At 72.1% G+C, this 15053-nt stretch carries 14 protein-coding genes; 3 read left to right on the top strand and 11 right to left on the bottom strand.

Features of this window, described 5'->3' with window-relative positions; translation table 11 throughout:
* Nucleotides 1-108: 108 nt before the first annotated feature.
* The 6 genes from FH608_RS08380 to FH608_RS08355 all read right to left on the bottom strand — a co-directional run bounded on the left by FH608_RS08380 (nt 109) and on the right by FH608_RS08355 (nt 6305).
* Nucleotides 109-1302: a cytochrome P450 gene (locus FH608_RS08380; RefSeq protein WP_139629771.1), complete on the bottom strand. Its 1194-nt coding sequence runs from the start codon at nt 1300-1302 to the stop codon at nt 109-111.
* Between the two features lie 84 nt (nt 1303-1386).
* Nucleotides 1387-2433, bottom strand: a complete 1047-nt coding sequence (locus FH608_RS08375) for a serine/threonine-protein kinase (RefSeq protein WP_139629770.1) — start codon at nt 2431-2433, stop codon at nt 1387-1389.
* 10 nt (nt 2434-2443) lie between these two features.
* Complete coding sequence (locus tag FH608_RS08370; RefSeq protein ID WP_139629769.1) at nt 2444-3427, bottom strand: NAD(P)-dependent alcohol dehydrogenase; 984 nt, start codon at nt 3425-3427, stop codon at nt 2444-2446.
* A gap of 124 nt (nt 3428-3551) precedes the next feature.
* Nucleotides 3552-4223 (bottom strand): response regulator, encoded by a 672-nt coding sequence (locus tag FH608_RS08365; RefSeq protein ID WP_139629768.1) that lies wholly within the window; start codon nt 4221-4223, stop codon nt 3552-3554.
* Nucleotides 4220-5350, bottom strand: coding sequence for a sensor histidine kinase (locus tag FH608_RS08360; RefSeq protein ID WP_226899146.1), 1131 nt, complete (start codon nt 5348-5350; stop codon nt 4220-4222). The genes FH608_RS08365 and FH608_RS08360 overlap by 4 nt, the downstream gene beginning before the upstream one ends.
* Nucleotides 5351-5363: 13 nt before the next feature.
* Nucleotides 5364-6305: an AEC family transporter gene (locus tag FH608_RS08355; protein WP_139629767.1), complete on the bottom strand. Its 942-nt coding sequence runs from the start codon at nt 6303-6305 to the stop codon at nt 5364-5366.
* Between the two features lie 158 nt (nt 6306-6463).
* Here FH608_RS08355 and FH608_RS08350 point away from each other — a divergent pair, with 158 nt between their 5' ends.
* The gene (locus FH608_RS08350; RefSeq protein WP_139629766.1) at nt 6464-7417 is read left to right on the top strand and encodes an NAD-dependent epimerase/dehydratase family protein; all 954 of its coding nucleotides are present in this window, start codon (nt 6464-6466) and stop codon (nt 7415-7417) included.
* A gap of 6 nt (nt 7418-7423) precedes the next feature.
* Here FH608_RS08350 and FH608_RS08345 read toward each other — a convergent pair whose 3' ends face one another.
* From FH608_RS08345 to FH608_RS08325, 5 genes are read right to left on the bottom strand one after another with little or no spacing between them, the layout of a single operon-like run.
* On the bottom strand, nt 7424-8695 hold the full coding sequence (locus FH608_RS08345; RefSeq protein WP_139629765.1) for an ABC transporter substrate-binding protein: 1272 nt from the start codon (nt 8693-8695) through the stop codon (nt 7424-7426).
* Nucleotides 8696-8700: 5 nt separating this feature from the next.
* Nucleotides 8701-9705 carry a branched-chain amino acid ABC transporter permease gene (locus FH608_RS08340; protein WP_226899144.1) on the bottom strand — a complete coding sequence of 335 codons (1005 nt, stop codon included), beginning with the start codon at nt 9703-9705 and terminating at the stop codon, nt 8701-8703.
* Entirely contained in the window at nt 9702-10583 is an 882-nt protein-coding gene (locus FH608_RS08335; protein WP_139629764.1) for a branched-chain amino acid ABC transporter permease, read from the bottom strand. Before FH608_RS08335 ends, FH608_RS08340 begins: the two co-directional genes overlap by 4 nt.
* A gap of 4 nt (nt 10584-10587) precedes the next feature.
* Nucleotides 10588-11301: an ABC transporter ATP-binding protein gene (locus FH608_RS08330; RefSeq protein ID WP_139629763.1), complete on the bottom strand. Its 714-nt coding sequence runs from the start codon at nt 11299-11301 to the stop codon at nt 10588-10590.
* Nucleotides 11298-12056 (bottom strand): ABC transporter ATP-binding protein, encoded by a 759-nt coding sequence (locus FH608_RS08325; protein WP_139629762.1) that lies wholly within the window; start codon nt 12054-12056, stop codon nt 11298-11300. Before FH608_RS08325 ends, FH608_RS08330 begins: the two co-directional genes overlap by 4 nt.
* Nucleotides 12057-12235: 179 nt before the next feature.
* Between FH608_RS08325 and FH608_RS08320 the strand changes: the two genes are divergently transcribed.
* A complete protein-coding gene (locus FH608_RS08320; RefSeq protein WP_139629761.1) occupies nt 12236-13585 on the top strand; it encodes a PucR family transcriptional regulator in 1350 nt (449 codons plus the stop codon).
* Nucleotides 13572-15041, top strand: coding sequence for a long-chain-fatty-acid--CoA ligase (locus FH608_RS08315; protein WP_139629760.1), 1470 nt, complete (start codon nt 13572-13574; stop codon nt 15039-15041). Before FH608_RS08320 ends, FH608_RS08315 begins: the two co-directional genes overlap by 14 nt.
* Nucleotides 15042-15053: the final 12 nt, after the last annotated feature.

Genomic DNA, 15053 nt, shown 5'->3' with positions numbered 1-15053 from the left:
AATGATCCCGGACGCCGGACACGCGGGCCCCCGGGACGCCGGACACGCGGGCCCCCGGGATGCCGGACACGCGGGCCCCCGGGATGCCGGACGCGCCGGTACCCGCCACTACCAGGCGACGTCCAGGGCGCTCAGGCCGTACACGATGTGGGAGGCGCGGAAGCCGGCGGCGCCCGCCTCGCGCAGCCCCGGGAACCGCTGGAGCAGCGCGGGAAGGGCGATGCGCAGCTCCATGCGGGCCAGCGGGGCGCCCAGGCAGTGGTGCACGCCGTGCCCGAACGCGACGTGGCCGGGGGCCCCGCGCGACAGGTCGAACGTGTCGGCGTCGGGCAGCAGCTCCGGGTCGCGGTTGGCGGCGGGCAGGGCGACGATGACCAGCTCGCCGGCCCCGATGGTACGGCCGCCCAGCTCGACCTCCGTCGTCGTGACCTTGGTGGTGCCGGAGTTGACGATGCTCAGCCAGCGCAGCAGCTCCTCCACCGTGGCGTCGATGCGCTCGGGCTCCTTCCGCAGGAGCTCCAGCTGGTCGGGGTGGCGCAGCAGGGCCAGCGTGCCGAGGGAGAGCATGTTGGAGGTGGTCTCGTGGCCGGCGAACAGCAGCAGGGCGCCTATCCCGACGAGCTCGTCCGTGGAGAGGTCGTCGCCGTGCTCGCGCACCAGCATGCCGAGCAGCTCGTCGCCGGGGTCGCGCTGGATGCGGCGGACCAGCTGCTCCATGTAGGCGCGCGACTCGAACTGCAGCGCCAGCCGCTCCTCGCCGGGCGCCGACATGTCGAGCATGCGGCTGGTGCGGTGCTGGAAGCCGTCGCGGTCCTCGTACGGGACGCCGAGCAGCTCGCAGATGACCAGCGACGGGATCGGCAGCGCGAACGAGCGCACCAGGTCGGCGGGCGCGCCCGCGGCCTCCATGGCGTCGAGGTGGTCGTCCACGATGCGCCTGATCCGCGGCTCCAGCCGCTGGATGCGGCGGATGGTGAACTCGGGGGTCAGCATCCTGCGCAGCCGCGTGTGCTCGGGCGGGTCGACGCCGAGCAGGTTGCCCGCCTGCGCCTTGGCCAGCTGCTCCGGGGTCATCTCGGGCGCTCCGGGCAGCCGCGCGACCGTCTGCCGGGCGATCCTGAACCGCTCGGCGTCGCCCAGGACCTCGCGTACGTCCGCGTACCGGGTGACGAGCCACGCCTCCATCCCGAACGCGGTCGTGACCCGCTCGACGCCGCCCCCGTCACGGATCGCCGCCAGCTCGGGAGCCGGGTCGAACCCCATCCGCCGCATGTGCGGCGGCATCGCCGAGGTCTCGGTCATGCGTACCCCTTGATGATCGTCGTAGCCGGGTCAACCGTAACAACGGAGAGCATGATCGCACAGGGTCCCCACCGCCCGCAGATCTCAGCTCCGCAGCCGGGCGATCTCCTCCTCCGGGTACGGGGTGCGCCTGTCGTCGTCGCAGAACTTCCGGAAGAAGGCGTCCATGACCACGGCCCCCGGGCTGTGCCGGGCGAGGACGGTGGCGGCCCCCTCGGGCACCCCTGCGGGCTTCTCCCCCGCGGCCCACCTGGGCATGAGCTCGTCGCGCCGGTCCCGCCCGTGCCCGTAGAGCTCGGCCACCAGCCAGAGCACGAGGTACGCGCGCGTGTACGCGAGGTCGTACGTGCGGTGCCCGCGAAGGAACGCGACCTCCTCCGGCGTCAGGTCGAAGCGCGAGGAGAGGGAGAGCCCGAAGTCGGAGAAGTAGAGGCGGTGCCCGTCGGTCAGGATGTTCTTGAAGTGGGCGTCGAAGTGCACCAGCCCCTGGGAGCTCATGAAGGCGGCCCCCGACTCCAGCTCCCGCTCCACCAGCTCGCACGCCGCGTTGGCGGACCCGTCGCCGGCCCGCATCTGCTTTTCGAGCCATTCGTGCAGGTTGTACGGGAAGTGCTCCAGAAACAGCACGAGGCTCGCCGAGGAGGCCCGCAGGCCCTCGACGCGGTCGCGGATCTCCTGGCCACCGCCCCAGTAGGCGACGACGCGGTCGACGTCGGCGAGGTCGTCCGGCAGGGGCGCCGGGTCGCCGGGCAGCACCCGCCAGTGGTACATCAGCGGGAATCCGGCGAACTGCCCGGCCAGCACCCATTCGGTGGTCATGACGTGGGCGGCCAGCTCCCGCCACGCCCCGAAGCCGGGGCCGCCCATGGCGCCCATGCCGATGTGGCAGAAGGACGGGAGCCCGTAGAGGTCGGCGGTGGATCGGACGTGCTCGGGCAGGCACTCGCGGTCGGTGAGCGGCAGCCGCTTGACGAACACCGGTCTCCCCGCCACCTCCAGCAGCATGGTCTGCCCGCCGACGCCCGCCCCGAGCGGCGTGGCCCGCTCCACCAGCTCGCCGAGGGCGTGGTCGCTCAGCAGGGACAGGGACGTGGCGACGGCGTCGTGGGCCGAGGTGCGCGAGGGGTCCATCCGGGCCACTCTAGAACGCGACGACGACCTTTCCGGCGGCGTGGCCCTGTTCCTGGTACGCGAGGGCCGCCGGGATCTCCTCGAACGGGTACGTCCTGTCGATCACCGGATGGACCCTGCCGCTCTCGATCAGCTCGGTCAGCGCCATCAGGTTCCGCCGGTTGTCCGTGCAGGCGACCACGTCGGCCAGCACCACACGCTGCGACACGAGCGGCGCCATCGCGAGCGCCGCGAACATGTGGCCCACAGGGCGCACCCACTTCCCCGACGGCCCGCCGACGATGACGTGCGCGCCCTCGCGGGCCAGCACCCGCCGGCAGGCCGCGCCGGAGTGGCCGCCCGCGATGTCCACGAGCAGGTCGTAGCGCCGCCCGGCGCGGGTGAAGTTCTCCTTGGTGTAGTCGACGACCTCGTCCGCGCCGATCGACCGGACCATGTCCACGTTGCGGGGCCCGCAGACGCCGGTGACCCGCGCGCCGAACGCCTTGGCCAGCTGCACGGCGAACGTGCCCACCCCGCCGGAGGCCCCGTTCACCAGGACCTCCTGCCCGGGCTGGACGCGGCCGTCGTCGCGCAGGGCGAGCAGGGCGGTGTTCGCCGCCATGGGCACCGCCGCCGCTCCCTCGAACGACAGGTTCTTCGGTTTGGGCGCGAGGTCGCCCTCCGGCACGCACACGTACTCGGCGAAACCGCCCTGCTTGGGCATCCCGTACACCTCGTCGCCGGGGCCGAACTCCGTGACGCCCTCGCCGACCGCCTCGACCTGCCCGGCCACGTCGGCGCCGAGGACGGCGAACCGGGGCCGGCGCAGGCCGGGGCCGCCGTTGCCCATGACGCGCGCGACGTACGGCACGCCGTGCAGGAAGTGCCAGTCGTAGGGCTGGACGGAGGTGGCGCGCACCCGGACCAGCACCTCGCCGGGGCCGGGGGCGGGCCGGTCGATCTCCGTGAGCCGGAGGGGTGAGCCGTACGAGCGTAGGACGAACGCCTTCATCGCATTTCTCCTCATGCGGGGGGACTCGCGACCAGTGTCGCCAGCGACCCCACCGCAGCTCTACGGCCTAAAGCACCGCGATTTCACGGCCGAAAGTACGACTCCGTCCCGCCGATCGGCCGGATCAGTCGCGCACCCGGTTGGTCTCGTACGCCCATATGGCGATCTCGACCCGGTTGCGCACCCCCAGCTTGGTCATGAGGCGGGCGATGTGGCTCTTGACCGTGCTGAGCGAGATGTTCAGCTCGTCGGCTATCTCGCTGTTGGTCCACCCGCGTGCCACGGCGATCAGGATCTCCTCCTCCCTGACGGTGAGCGCCTCGACGGGCTGCTCGACCGGGGTGGCGCGCCCCGTGAAGGCGAACGTCTCCAGCAGGCGGGCGGTGACGCTCGGCGCGATGAGGGCGTCGCCGTTGGCGGCGGCGCGCACGGCCTGGGAGAGCAGGTCGGGGCCGGCGTCCTTGAGCAGGAAGCCCCGGGCGCCCGCCCGGAGCGCGGCGTAGACGTACTCGTCGAGGTCGAAGGTGGTGATGACGACGACGGCGAGCGGGTCGGCGACGCCGCGCCCGGCCAGGCGGCGGGTGGCCTCGATGCCGTCCAGGCCGGGCATGCGGATGTCGAAGAGGCACACGTCCGGGCGCAGGCGGCGGGCCAGCTCGACAGCGCGGTGCCCGTCCCCGGCCTCGCCGACGACCTCGATGCCGGGCTGCGCGTCGAGGATCATTTTGAGGCCGGTACGGGTGATCTCCTGGTCGTCGGCGACGATCACCCGGATGGCGCCGTTCTCACCTGTCATGTCGCCGCTCCGGTGCGGGGGAGCACGGCGGTGACGGTCCAGCCGCGTCCGGGGTTGGGGCCCGCCTCGCAGGTGCCGCCGAGCAGGCCGGCACGCTCGATCATGCCGATCAGGCCGTAACCGGGCGAGGAGATCGAGCGTACGGGGGCGCTCTCGCCGTCGTCGCTCACGCTCAGGCGGACCGACGTGTCGTCGACGGCGACCCGGATCGCGATGCGGGTGGCGTGGCGCGCGTGCCGCCGGGCGTTGGTGACCGACTCCTGCGCGATGCGGTAGATCGCGGCCCCGACCGACGGGGGCAGCCCGTCGAGGTCGCCGGAGATCTCCACCTCGACCGCCGGGCCGACGCGGCCCTGTCCGGCGAGCTGCCGCAGGTCGGCGATCCGGCGTCCCGGTGACAGCTCCGCCGGCTCGTCACGGCGGAGCAGGCGCACCATGGCCCGCATCTCGGCGAGGGTGCGCGACGCCTCGGCCTCGATCACGCGCAGCGCCTCGGTCGCGGCCTCCGGCCGGGAGGCCGCCGTCGCCAGGCCCGCCTGCGCCCGGATCGCCATGGCCGAGACGTGATGGGCCACGGTGTCGTGCAGGTCGCGGGCCAGCTGCTCGCGTTCGAGCAGCTTGGCCTGGTCGAGCTCGCGCAGGCGCGCCCTCGCCCGATAGCGGAACGCCAGCCCCAGCGCGACGGCCGCGAACATGACCGCGAACGCGGCCACCGTGTCGGCCGGGACCAGGCCGTAGAAGGCCGCCGAGACGCCGACCGAGACCAGCATGACCGCCAGCCCGAACACCGCCTCGCGCCCCGACCCCCACCGGAACAGCGCGTAGACCAGGATGTCGACGAACACCAACGTGTACGTCTCCGGCCGCACGCCGCCGGTGAGCAGCGGCGCGAGGCTCGTGACGGCGAACGAGGCCACCAGCATCGCCAGCGGCATGGTGCGCCGCCAGAGCAGGGTGGGCACCAGCACGAGCGTCACCGTCAGCGCGACGGCCCGCGCCGGGAGGTCCGGCCGCAGCAGCCCTTCGAGCACCGCGACCGGCGCCAGCACCCCGACGAGTGCCCAGTCGCGCCACACGCGTAAGGGAGGGTCGGGGGGACGGGGCTCGTTCCACACGGAGCGAAACACCCCTCCATCGTAATCAGCCGAGGACCGCGCCGATCGTGGTCATGATGGGGATCGACAGGCCGGTCGTCAGAAGGATCGTGCTGCGGGCCAGGCGGCGGCCGGTGTCGTAGTTCACCGCGTACACGTAGATGTTCTGGGCCGTCGGCAGCGCGGCGAAGAGCGTGGCGGCCAGCAGGTCGCCGCCGTCGAGGCCGAGCGCGAGCCGGGCGGTCAGGTACGCCACGGCCGGCTGGACGACGGCCTTCAGCGCGACCGCGAGCGCGACGTCCCTGCCGGCGCCGTTCGGGTCGCGAGTGGTGGAGTCCGTGGGGTCCGTGGAAGCGCGGCGGGAGCCGTACAGGCTGAGCCCGTACGCCAGCAGCGCCACGGGCACGGCCGCGCCGCCGAGCAGCTCGACCGGGCGCATGACCGGAACGGGCAGGGAGATCCCGCCGGCCGCCAGCGCGAGCCCGAGGAGGGAGGCGACGGTGAGGGGGTTGCGGAGCGGGAGGAGCAGGGCGGCCCGCTTGGAACGGCCGCCCTTGTCGAGGATCAGGAACGAGACCGGGGTCAGGACGATCAGCTGGAAGAGCAGGATCGGGGCGACCAGGGCGCCGTCGCCGAGCACGTAGATCGAGATGGGCACGCCGAGGTTGCCGGCGTTGACGTACGAGGAGGCCAGGGCGCCGATCGTGGTCTCGCGGCGGTCGCGCCGCCACACGAGGCGGGACACCAGGACGAAGACGAGCTGGGCGCACGCCACCGCCACCACCTGGGTCAGCAGGACCGGGGAGAAGATCGTGGCCAGGTCGGCTCTGGACACGGTGACGAACATGAGGGCCGGGGTGGCCACGAAGAACGCCAGCCTCGACAGCACGAGCTCGTCGCTGGCCCGCAGCAGGCCGACCGTCCCGATCAGGTAGCCGATCACGGCAACGGACACCAATGCGGCGAACGCCGCGACAACCCCCGACACGCACAACCTCCGAAATGGGACGTTGAGCAGGCTATCGGGCTGCTCGGGCTCACCACCGACGCACCTCCGTCGCACCCGGGAACGAGGTCTCGTCATGGCGGAGGTCGCCGCAACGGGCCGTCCGCCTCGAAGCGAAGGCTCGGGTTTACGCTGGGCGCATGCGAGTTGCGGTGATTGGCGCGAGCGGCCATATCGGCACCTATTTGATCCCCCGCCTGGTCGACGCCGGCCACGACGTGGTGGCCGTGAGCCGGGGCAAGCGGGACCCGTACACCCCGCACGGCGCCTGGGAGCGTGTCACCCGGGTCAGCGCCGACCGCGAGGCGGAGGAAGCCGACGGCACGTTCGGGCGGCGGATCGCGGACCTGGAGGCCGAGGTCGTCATCGACCTCATCTGCTTCACCGAGGCCAGCGCCCGCGACCTGGCGGCGGCGCTCACCGGCCGGGTCCGGCACTTCCTGCACTGCGGGACGATCTGGACGCACGGCCCGAGTTCCCGGGTGCCGACGACCGAGGACGCCCCGAAGCGGCCGCTCGGCGAGTACGGCAAGCAGAAGGCCGCCATCGAGGCCCACCTGCTCGACCGCGCCCACCGCGACGGCTTCCCCGCCACGATCATCCACCCGGGCCACATCACCGGTCCCGGCTGGGTGCCGGTCAACCCGGCGGGCAACGTCAACCCGGCCGTGTTCCAGGCGCTGGCCGACGGGGCCGAGGTGGCGCTGCCCAACTTCGGCATGGAGACCGTCCAGCACGTGCACGCCGACGACGTGGCGCGGCTGTTCGTGGAGGCCATGAACGGCCGGTCCGCCGCCGTGGGCGAGAGCTTCCACTCGGTCGCCACCACCGCCCTGACGCTGCGCGGTTACGCCGAGGCGGTGGCGGGCTGGTTCGGCCGGGAGGCGCGGCTGGCGTACCTGCCGTGGGAGCGGTGGCGGGAGACGGTGTCGGAGGAGGACGCGCGGGTCACGCTCGACCACATCTCCTACAGCCCCCATTGCAGCATGGAGAAGGCCGAGCGGCTGCTGGGGCACCGGCCCCGTTACACGCCGCTCGAAGCCATCTCCGAGGCGGTCGACTGGCTGGTCAGGGCAGGCACGATCACCCGGTGAAGCCCGTCACCCGGTGAGCGGTCCGAACTCCTTGCGCGTGTCGATGACGTCGCCGAAGAGCTCCCACCGCTCGCCCTTGAACTTCATGAGCTGCATCGACTCGATCGGGAAGCCGTCGTCGGGACCTGTTTCCAGCGTCACGCCCGGCAGCAGCATGTCGACCTTGACGCCCTTGAGGTTGCGCACGGCGTCGCGCAGCCCCTCGCGGGTCGGGCACGTGGCCGCCTCCATCGCCTTGTGGAAGCTGCTCGCGACGGCCCAGCCGAAGGTGTGGTAGGGCACGTTCGGGTCGGCGTCGGGCGCGTACTGCTGCATCTTCTGCTTGTAGAGCATCATCTCGGGGTCGTTCTGCCACGTCGGGTCGTTCGGGTCCTTGTAGTACGTGGACGACACGACGCCCTGCACGTTCTCGAAGCCGACGGGCTTGAGCACGGTGATCGAGGCGGCGACGTTGTTGACGATGTGCAGCGGGTTCCAGGAGGTGTTCTTGGCGTCGGCGGCCAGCGCCTGGGAGCCGAACTTGGGCGTGGTGACGTTGAGGAACACGTCGGCCTTGGACTCGGCGAGGTTGCGCATCTGCGGGTCGATGCTGGGGTCGGTCACCTCGTAGCTCTGCTCGGCCACGACCTTGACGCCGGTGCCCTCGATGGCCCGCTTGAAGCCGCCGAGCAGGTCCTTGCCGAAGTCGTCGTTCTGGTAGAGGACGGCGACCTTGGCCTGGGGCTTGTCCTGCTTGAGGTACTGGGCGTAGACGCGGGCCTCGGAGATGTAGTTGGGCTGCCAGCCGATCGTCCAGGGGTGGGCGGTGTCGGTGCCCCACTGGGAGGCGCCGGTGGCGACGAAGATCTGCGGGACCTTGCGCTGGTTCGTGTAGTCCCAGGTGGCCGTGGTCGAGGGGGTGCCGAGCGTCTGGAACAGCGCGAACACCTGCTCCTGCTCGACCAGCCTGCGCGCCTCCTCGACGGCCTTGGGCGGCTGGTAGCCGTCGTCGCGCACGATGAACTCGACCTTGCGCCCGCCGATGCCGCCCTTCTCGGCGTTGACGTAGTCGAAGTACGCCTTGATGCCCTTGGGGATGTCCCCGTAGGCGGAGGCGGGCCCCGACAGCGGGTAGATCCCGCCCAGTTTGATGCTCGTGTCGGTGATACCGGTGGTCTGCTGTCCCTGGCACGCGCCGCCCGACGCCGCCGTGCCCGTGCCGCCGCCGCCCTCGTCCCGCCCCCCGCAGGCGGCGACCAGGAGAAGCACCGCAGCAGCCCCGATCGCAGATACACGCATCGCTCTTACTCCTTCCGGGGAACCTTCTTGACCAAGCGCCCGGCCAGCCCGGCGAGCCCCGTCGGGGCCACGTACATCACCGCGATGATCAGCAGGCCGAAGATGACGCCGGGAGCGGCGTCGTTGATGTCCTGTGCGATGCCGGGCACGAACATCACGAACAGCGCGCCCAGCACGGGCCCGGACATGGAGCCGAGCCCGCCGACGACCAGTCCGGCGAGCAGAGTGATCGACAGGTTGACGGTGAACGAGTCCGGGGAGACGAACCCGATCACCCACGTGTAGAGGCAGCCCGCCACGCCGGCGAACATGGCGCTCCAGGCGAACGCCAGCGTCTTGTACGACGACAGCCGCACGCCCATGACCTCGGCCGCCACCTCGTCGTCCCTGACGGCGTGCAGCGCCCGGCCGGCCCGCGACCGCAGCAGGCTGCCCGCCACCAGGAACGCGGCGACGGCGACGACGAGCGTGAGGAGGTACAGCCACTGGTCCTCTGCCAGGCCGCTCCAGGCGGGCGGCTGGGGCTTGGCCAGCGTCAGCCCCATGGACCCGCCGGTCACGGCCTCGAACCGCTTGAGCAGCGGGCCGAGGAAGATGGCGACGGCGAGCGTGACCAGCGCGAGGTAGAGGCCGCGCAGCCGTACCGCGGGCACGCCGAACGCCAGGCCCAGCACGAACGCCGTGCCCGCCGCGAGGGGCAGGGTCAGCGGGTACGGCAGCGCCAGCCGGTCGAGCATGATCGCGGTCGCGTACGCGCCGACGGCGAAGAACGCGCCGTGGCCGAGCGAGATCTGGCCGGCGTGCCCGACGAGGAGGTCGAGTCCGAGCAGCGCCACCGCGTAGACCAGCACCATCGTGAGCTGGAAGACGTGGAAGGGGGCGAGCTGGAAGGGCGCGTAGCAGGCGGCGGCCAGGAGCGCGGCCACCGCCAGCCACCGCCACCGGGCCGCCGGCACGGTCGCGGCCAGCGTCTTCACGGAGGTCTTCACCGAGGTGATCGCCGAGCTCACGACCGCTCCACCACCGCTCGCCCGAAGAGGCCCTGCGGCCGGAACAGCAGCACGCCCAGGATGATCGCCAATGGCACTCCCACCTTGAGGTCGGACCCGATGACGTCCACGTAGGCCCCGGCCAGCGTCTCCGCCACCCCGACGATCAGCCCGCCCACGACCGCTCCGAGCGGGCTGTCGAACCCGCCGAGGGTGGCCGCCGCGAACGCGTAGATGAGGACGCCGCCCATCATGTTGGGTTCGAGGAACAGCAGCGGCGCCACCAGCACCCCCGACACCGCGCCGACCGTGGCGGCGAGCCCCCAGCCGAGCGCGAGCGTCCGGCCCACCCGGATCCCGACCAGCCGCGCCGACTCGGGGTTGCTCGCCACCGCCCGCATGCCGAGCCCGATCCTGGTGTACTGGAAGAGCACGTACAGCAGGCCCATGACCAGCGCCACCACGGCGAGCACGCCGAGCGTCGAGAAGCTCACGCTGACCCCGGCGGCCGACAGCGCGCCGTCGGGGAACGGGTTCGGGAAGTCCTTGATCAGGAAGGTCCAGATCCAGCCGGCGGCGGCGTTGACGAAGACGAACAGCCCCACGGTGACGATGACCAGCGTCAGCTCGGGCGCGCCCTCGACCGGCCGGATGATCACCCGTTCGATGAGCATCCCGCCGGCGAACGACACCACCAGCGTGATCACCAGCGCGAGCCAGAACGGCAGCCCGGCCGCCACGCACTGCCAGGCGATGTAGGTGGAGAACATGGCCAGCTCGCCTTGGGCGAAGTTCACGATCCCGGTGAACTGGTAGATGAGCACCAGGGCCAGCGCCAGGCTCGCGTAGATCGCGCCCGCGCCGAGCCCCACGACGACCTGCTGCAGGAATCCGGCCATCGCGCTACACCCGGTATCCGAGGTAGGACTGCGCGACCTGTTCATCGGCCCTGATCCGCTCGGCCGTGCCCGACAGGACGATCCGCCCGGTCTCCAGCACGTGCGCCTGCTGGGCGATGCCGAGCGCGAGATGGGCGTTCTGCTCGACGACGACCACGGTGGTCCGCTCCTCTGCGTTGACGGCCTGGACGATGCGGAACAGCTCCCGGGTGACCAGCGGGGCCAGGCCGAGCGACGGCTCGTCGAGCAGCAGCAGCCGGGGCCGCAGCATGAGCGCCCTGCCGATCGCGAGCATCTGCTGCTCGCCGCCGCTGAGGCTGCCGGCGGCCTGTTTCAGCCGGGTCCTCAGCACCGGGAAGTACGTGTGGACGCGTTCGAGGTCCTCCTCGACGGAGGCGCGGTCACGCCGGACGTAGGCCCCGAGGCGCAGGTTCTCCTCGACGGTCAGCGGCATGAACGTGCCGCGCCCCTCGGGCACGTGGGCCACGCCCTGCCGGGCGAGCGCGTCGGGCGGGCGGCCCGCCAGCTCCGCGCCGTCGAGCGCGATCCGGCCGCGGACCTTGACCATGCCGGACAGGGCGCGCAGCAGCGTGGTCTTGCCGGCGCCGTTCGGCCCGAGGATCGCGCAGATCTCGCCGTCGCCGACGGTCAGGCGCACGCCGTGCAGCACGCGGGCGTCGCCGTACCCGGCCACCAGGTCCTCGACGATGAGAGTCATACGGCGGTCCCCAGGTAGGCCTCGATGACGCCGGGGTCGCGCTGCACCTCGGCGGGCGGCCCTTCGGCGATCTTGCGGCCGAAGTCCAGGCACACGATGCGCTCGCAGATCCCCATGACGAACCCCATGTGGTGCTCGACCACGATCACGGTCAGGTCGTACTCGTCCTTGATCGCGGCCAGCGTGCCCGCGAACTCCTCGACCTCGGCCGCGTTCAGCCCGTTCACCGGCTCGTCGAGGAGCAGCAGCCGGGGCCGGGAGACGAGCGCGCGGGCCAGCTCGACCCGCTTGAGCGTCCCGAACGGCAGCCCGGACGCCGGATGGCCGGCCACGCCGGTCAGGCCCAGCCGCTCGATCACGGCGTCGGCGTCCGCCCGCAGGGCCCGCTCCTCGCGGCGCACCCGGGGCAGCCGCAGGCCCGCCGTGAGGAAACCGGCGCGGCCCCTGTGGTGCGCGCCGACCAGCACGTTGTCGCGAACCGACAGCCGGGTGAACAGTCCGAGGTTCTGGAACGTCCGCGCGATGCCCAGCTCGGCGATCGCGTACGGCGCCACGGCCGTCAGGTCCCTGCCCTCGTACACGATCGTGCCGGAGCCGGCCTCGTACCGTCTGGTGAGGCAGTTGAACAGGGTGGTCTTGCCGGCGCCGTTCGGCCCGATGAGACCCGTCATCTCGCCGCGCGCCACCGAGAAGCCCACGCCGTCCAGCGCCGTGATGCCGCCGAAGCGGACGGTAAGACCGTTGACCTCCAGCATCCGGCCTCCTGGAGAACAATGTTCTGAAGTTGGGCTCAGCGTAGGAGCGGCCCGTCAACGGCCGCATTGGGCACGGTGACCCAAGATGTTCCAGGCGAGTTGTCCGCTGAGCACAGCGTGTGTCTCGGACCGGTCACAACCCGTTGACCTCCCGGCGGCGGCCATGAATCATCCCGGGCATGTCCACTGGTTCGAGCACCGTGGAAGCCGTCCGGGCGCAGCGCGCGCGCATCATCTCCGAGTTGCTGAACGACGTCGACGACCTGGCCGACGCCGCGGTCGCCGCGATCCTCGTGGAAATCCCGTTCTACGCGGAGCAGGGCCCCGACTTCCACGCCGACGTGCGCGACCACGTGGTCAGGCACTACCGCGCCAGGCTGGCCGTGCTGCTCGAGGAGCGCACGGTCACGCACGAGGACATCGCGTTCACCCGGCGGCCCGCCATGCGCCGGGCCAGGGCGGGGGTGCCGCTGGCCGACTACATCAACGCGTTCAGGGTCGGGCAGCGGGTCTTCTGGGAGGCGGTGGTCGAGCGGGCCGGGCGCGGGTACGCCGGCCGCGAGGCGGCGCTGTCGCTGGTGGCGCCGCTGATGCGGTACTCCGACTTCGCCAGCACGCACACGGCGAACGCATACATGGAGTTCCAGCAGTACGCCGCCGCCGAGGCGGTGCGCGAGAGCCGCGACCTGCTGGAGACGCTGCTCGCGGGCAGCGTGCCGACGCGGGGCAGGGAGCTGGCCGCGGCGCAGGCCCACGGCCTGGCCCCCGACGCGCGCACGCCGCTGCTCGTGGTGATCGCCGTGCTCGCCGGCCCGCCCGCGGACTTCGACCAGGGCGCCGACGCCCGCCACGCGGCCTGCGCGGCCATCGCGAGAGCGGGCGGGAACGGCGCCCGCGTCCTGTCGGTCGTGCGCCAGTCAGAGATCGTGGCGATCCCCGTGCTCGGCCCCGGCACGGGGCCGGAGGAGCTGTGCGACCGGCTCCAGGGCGTGCGGGAGGCCCTGGCCGCCGAGGGGATCCGGCTGGCCATGGGCATCAGCACGGTGTCGGGCGGGACCGCGCAGATCCCGCAGGCGTACCAGGAGGCCAGGGCGGTGCTGGACTTCGTGCCCGAGGAGGGCGGGGTGGCGGCGCTGCCGCGCATCACGCCGTTCCAGTATCTGGCGCTGAAGGCCGACGACACCGCCCGCCACCTGGTGGACCCGCGCATCACGTCGCTGCTGGCGGAGGACCGGGCGCGCGGCGGCGTGCTCACGGCCACGATCAGGGCGTTCGCCGCGGCCGACCTCAACCTGCGGGCCGCGGCCGAGCGGCTGCAGATCCATCCCAACACCGCCCAGTACCGCCTGCGCAGGATCCAGGAGCGCACCGGCCGCAGCCTGCGCTCGATCAACGATCTCGTCGAGCTGCTGGTGGCGATCGCGCTCCACGACGCGCTCCCCACCAATGCCGGGCGCGAAAGACTGGGCGCCGCGACCAATGAGGGGCGTGGGAGATCGGACGTACGGTCGTGGCATGAACCTCGCTGACCGGCTCCACACCGCCGCCGTGCGGCTCGGCGGCAGAGCGGTTCTCACCCTGGACGAGGCGGCGCTCACCTACGGCGTGCTCGACGAGCTGAGCGCCCGGCTCGCCGGGCTGCTGCGCTGCCGCGGCATCGGCGCCGGCGACCGGGTCGCGATCATGCTGCCGAACGTGCCGGAGTTCGGCGTCGTCTACTACGGGGTGCTGCGCGTCGGGGCGATCGTCGTCCCGCTCGACCCGCTGCTGAAGCGCCGCGAGATCGCCGCCTACCTGGGCGACTGCGGGGCCCGGCTGCTGATCGCCTGGCACGCGTTCGCGGAGACCGCCGAGGCCGGGTCCGCGGGCACGAAGGCCGACTGCTTCTTCGTGGTGCCGGAGGAGTTCCGCAGGCTGCTGCGGGGCGTGCCGGCCGAGCGCGAGATCGCCTCCATGGCGGGCGGCGACACGGCGGTCATCCACTACACGTCCGGCACCACCGGGCGGCCGAAGGGCATCGAGCTGACCCACGCGAACCTCGGCGGCAACGCCGCCACCGTGGCCCGCATGCACGCGCTCGGCGTGGACGACGTGGTGCTGGGGGCGCTGCCGCTCTACCACACGTACGGGCAGACCTGCTCGCTCAACGCCACCGTGCACGCCGGCGCGCGGCTGACGCTGCTGCGCCGCTTCGACCCGGGGCGGGCGCTGGAGGTGATCAGGCGCGACGGGGTGACGGTCTTCCAGGGCGTGCCCACCATGTACATCGCGCTGCTCGACCACCCGGGCGCCTCCGACCTGTCGATGCTGCGGGTCTGCGCGTCCGGCGGCGCTGCGATGCCGCTCGACGTGCTCCGCGCGTACGAGACCCGGTTCGGCTGCGAGATCCTCGAGGGGTACGGGCTCAGCGAGACCTCCCCCGTCACCGCCACCAACCGCGGCGGCCGGCACCGCAGGCCCGGCTCCATCGGCTGGCCGATCAGGGACGTCGAGCTGCGGATCGTGGACGAGGAGGGCCGCGAGACGCCGCGCGGCGAGATCGGCGAGATCGTCGTGCGCGGCCCCAACGTGATGAAGGGCTACTGGAACGACCCCGCCGCCACGGCGGAGGCCGTCCGCGACGGCTGGTTCCACACCGGCGACCTCGGCCGGATGGACGAGGACGGCTACTTCTACCTGGTGGACCGCCGCCGCGACGTGATCATCCGCGGCGGCTACACGGTCTATCCGCGCGAGGTCGAGGAGGTCCTGTACGAGCACCCGGCGGTGCGGCAGGCGGCCGTCTTCGGCGTGCCGCACCCGGAGCTGGGCGAGGAGATCCAGGCGGTGGTCGCCGTACGCGAGCCGGTGGGGTGCGAGGACCTGCGCGACTTCGTACGGGAGCGGGTGGCGGCCTACAAGTATCCCCGGCACGTCTCCTTCGTGGACGAGCTGCCCATGAGCCCGACAGGCAAGATCCTCAAGCGGGCGCTCATCTCGCGCTGACCGGGTGTGGCA

This window comes from Nonomuraea phyllanthi (assembly GCF_006334985.2).
Taxonomy (GTDB): domain Bacteria; phylum Actinomycetota; class Actinomycetes; order Streptosporangiales; family Streptosporangiaceae; genus Nonomuraea; species Nonomuraea phyllanthi.
The sequence above is the reverse complement of the archived record's forward strand: the minus strand, read 5'-3'. Positions and strand labels throughout refer to the sequence as shown.

Excerpts from the sequence above, each read along its gene's own strand:
- FH608_RS08315 (WP_139629760.1), top strand. The coding sequence starts at position 13,572 with ATGAACCTCGCTGACCGGCTCCACACCGCCGCCGTGCGGCTCGGCGGC.
- FH608_RS08330 (WP_139629763.1), bottom strand. The coding sequence starts at position 11,301 with ATGACTCTCATCGTCGAGGACCTGGTGGCCGGGTACGGCGACGCCCGC.
- FH608_RS08325 (WP_139629762.1), bottom strand. The coding sequence starts at position 12,056 with ATGCTGGAGGTCAACGGTCTTACCGTCCGCTTCGGCGGCATCACGGCG.
- FH608_RS08370 (WP_139629769.1), bottom strand. The coding sequence starts at position 3,427 with ATGAAGGCGTTCGTCCTACGCTCGTACGGCTCACCCCTCCGGCTCACG.
- FH608_RS08345 (WP_139629765.1), bottom strand. The coding sequence starts at position 8,695 with ATGCGTGTATCTGCGATCGGGGCTGCTGCGGTGCTTCTCCTGGTCGCC.
- FH608_RS08350 (WP_139629766.1), top strand. The coding sequence starts at position 6,464 with ATGCGAGTTGCGGTGATTGGCGCGAGCGGCCATATCGGCACCTATTTG.
- FH608_RS08335 (WP_139629764.1), bottom strand. The coding sequence starts at position 10,583 with ATGGCCGGATTCCTGCAGCAGGTCGTCGTGGGGCTCGGCGCGGGCGCG.
- FH608_RS08365 (WP_139629768.1), bottom strand. The coding sequence starts at position 4,223 with ATGACAGGTGAGAACGGCGCCATCCGGGTGATCGTCGCCGACGACCAG.
- FH608_RS08375 (WP_139629770.1), bottom strand. The coding sequence starts at position 2,433 with ATGGACCCCTCGCGCACCTCGGCCCACGACGCCGTCGCCACGTCCCTG.
- FH608_RS08380 (WP_139629771.1), bottom strand. The coding sequence starts at position 1,302 with ATGACCGAGACCTCGGCGATGCCGCCGCACATGCGGCGGATGGGGTTC.
- FH608_RS08320 (WP_139629761.1), top strand. The coding sequence starts at position 12,236 with ATGTCCACTGGTTCGAGCACCGTGGAAGCCGTCCGGGCGCAGCGCGCG.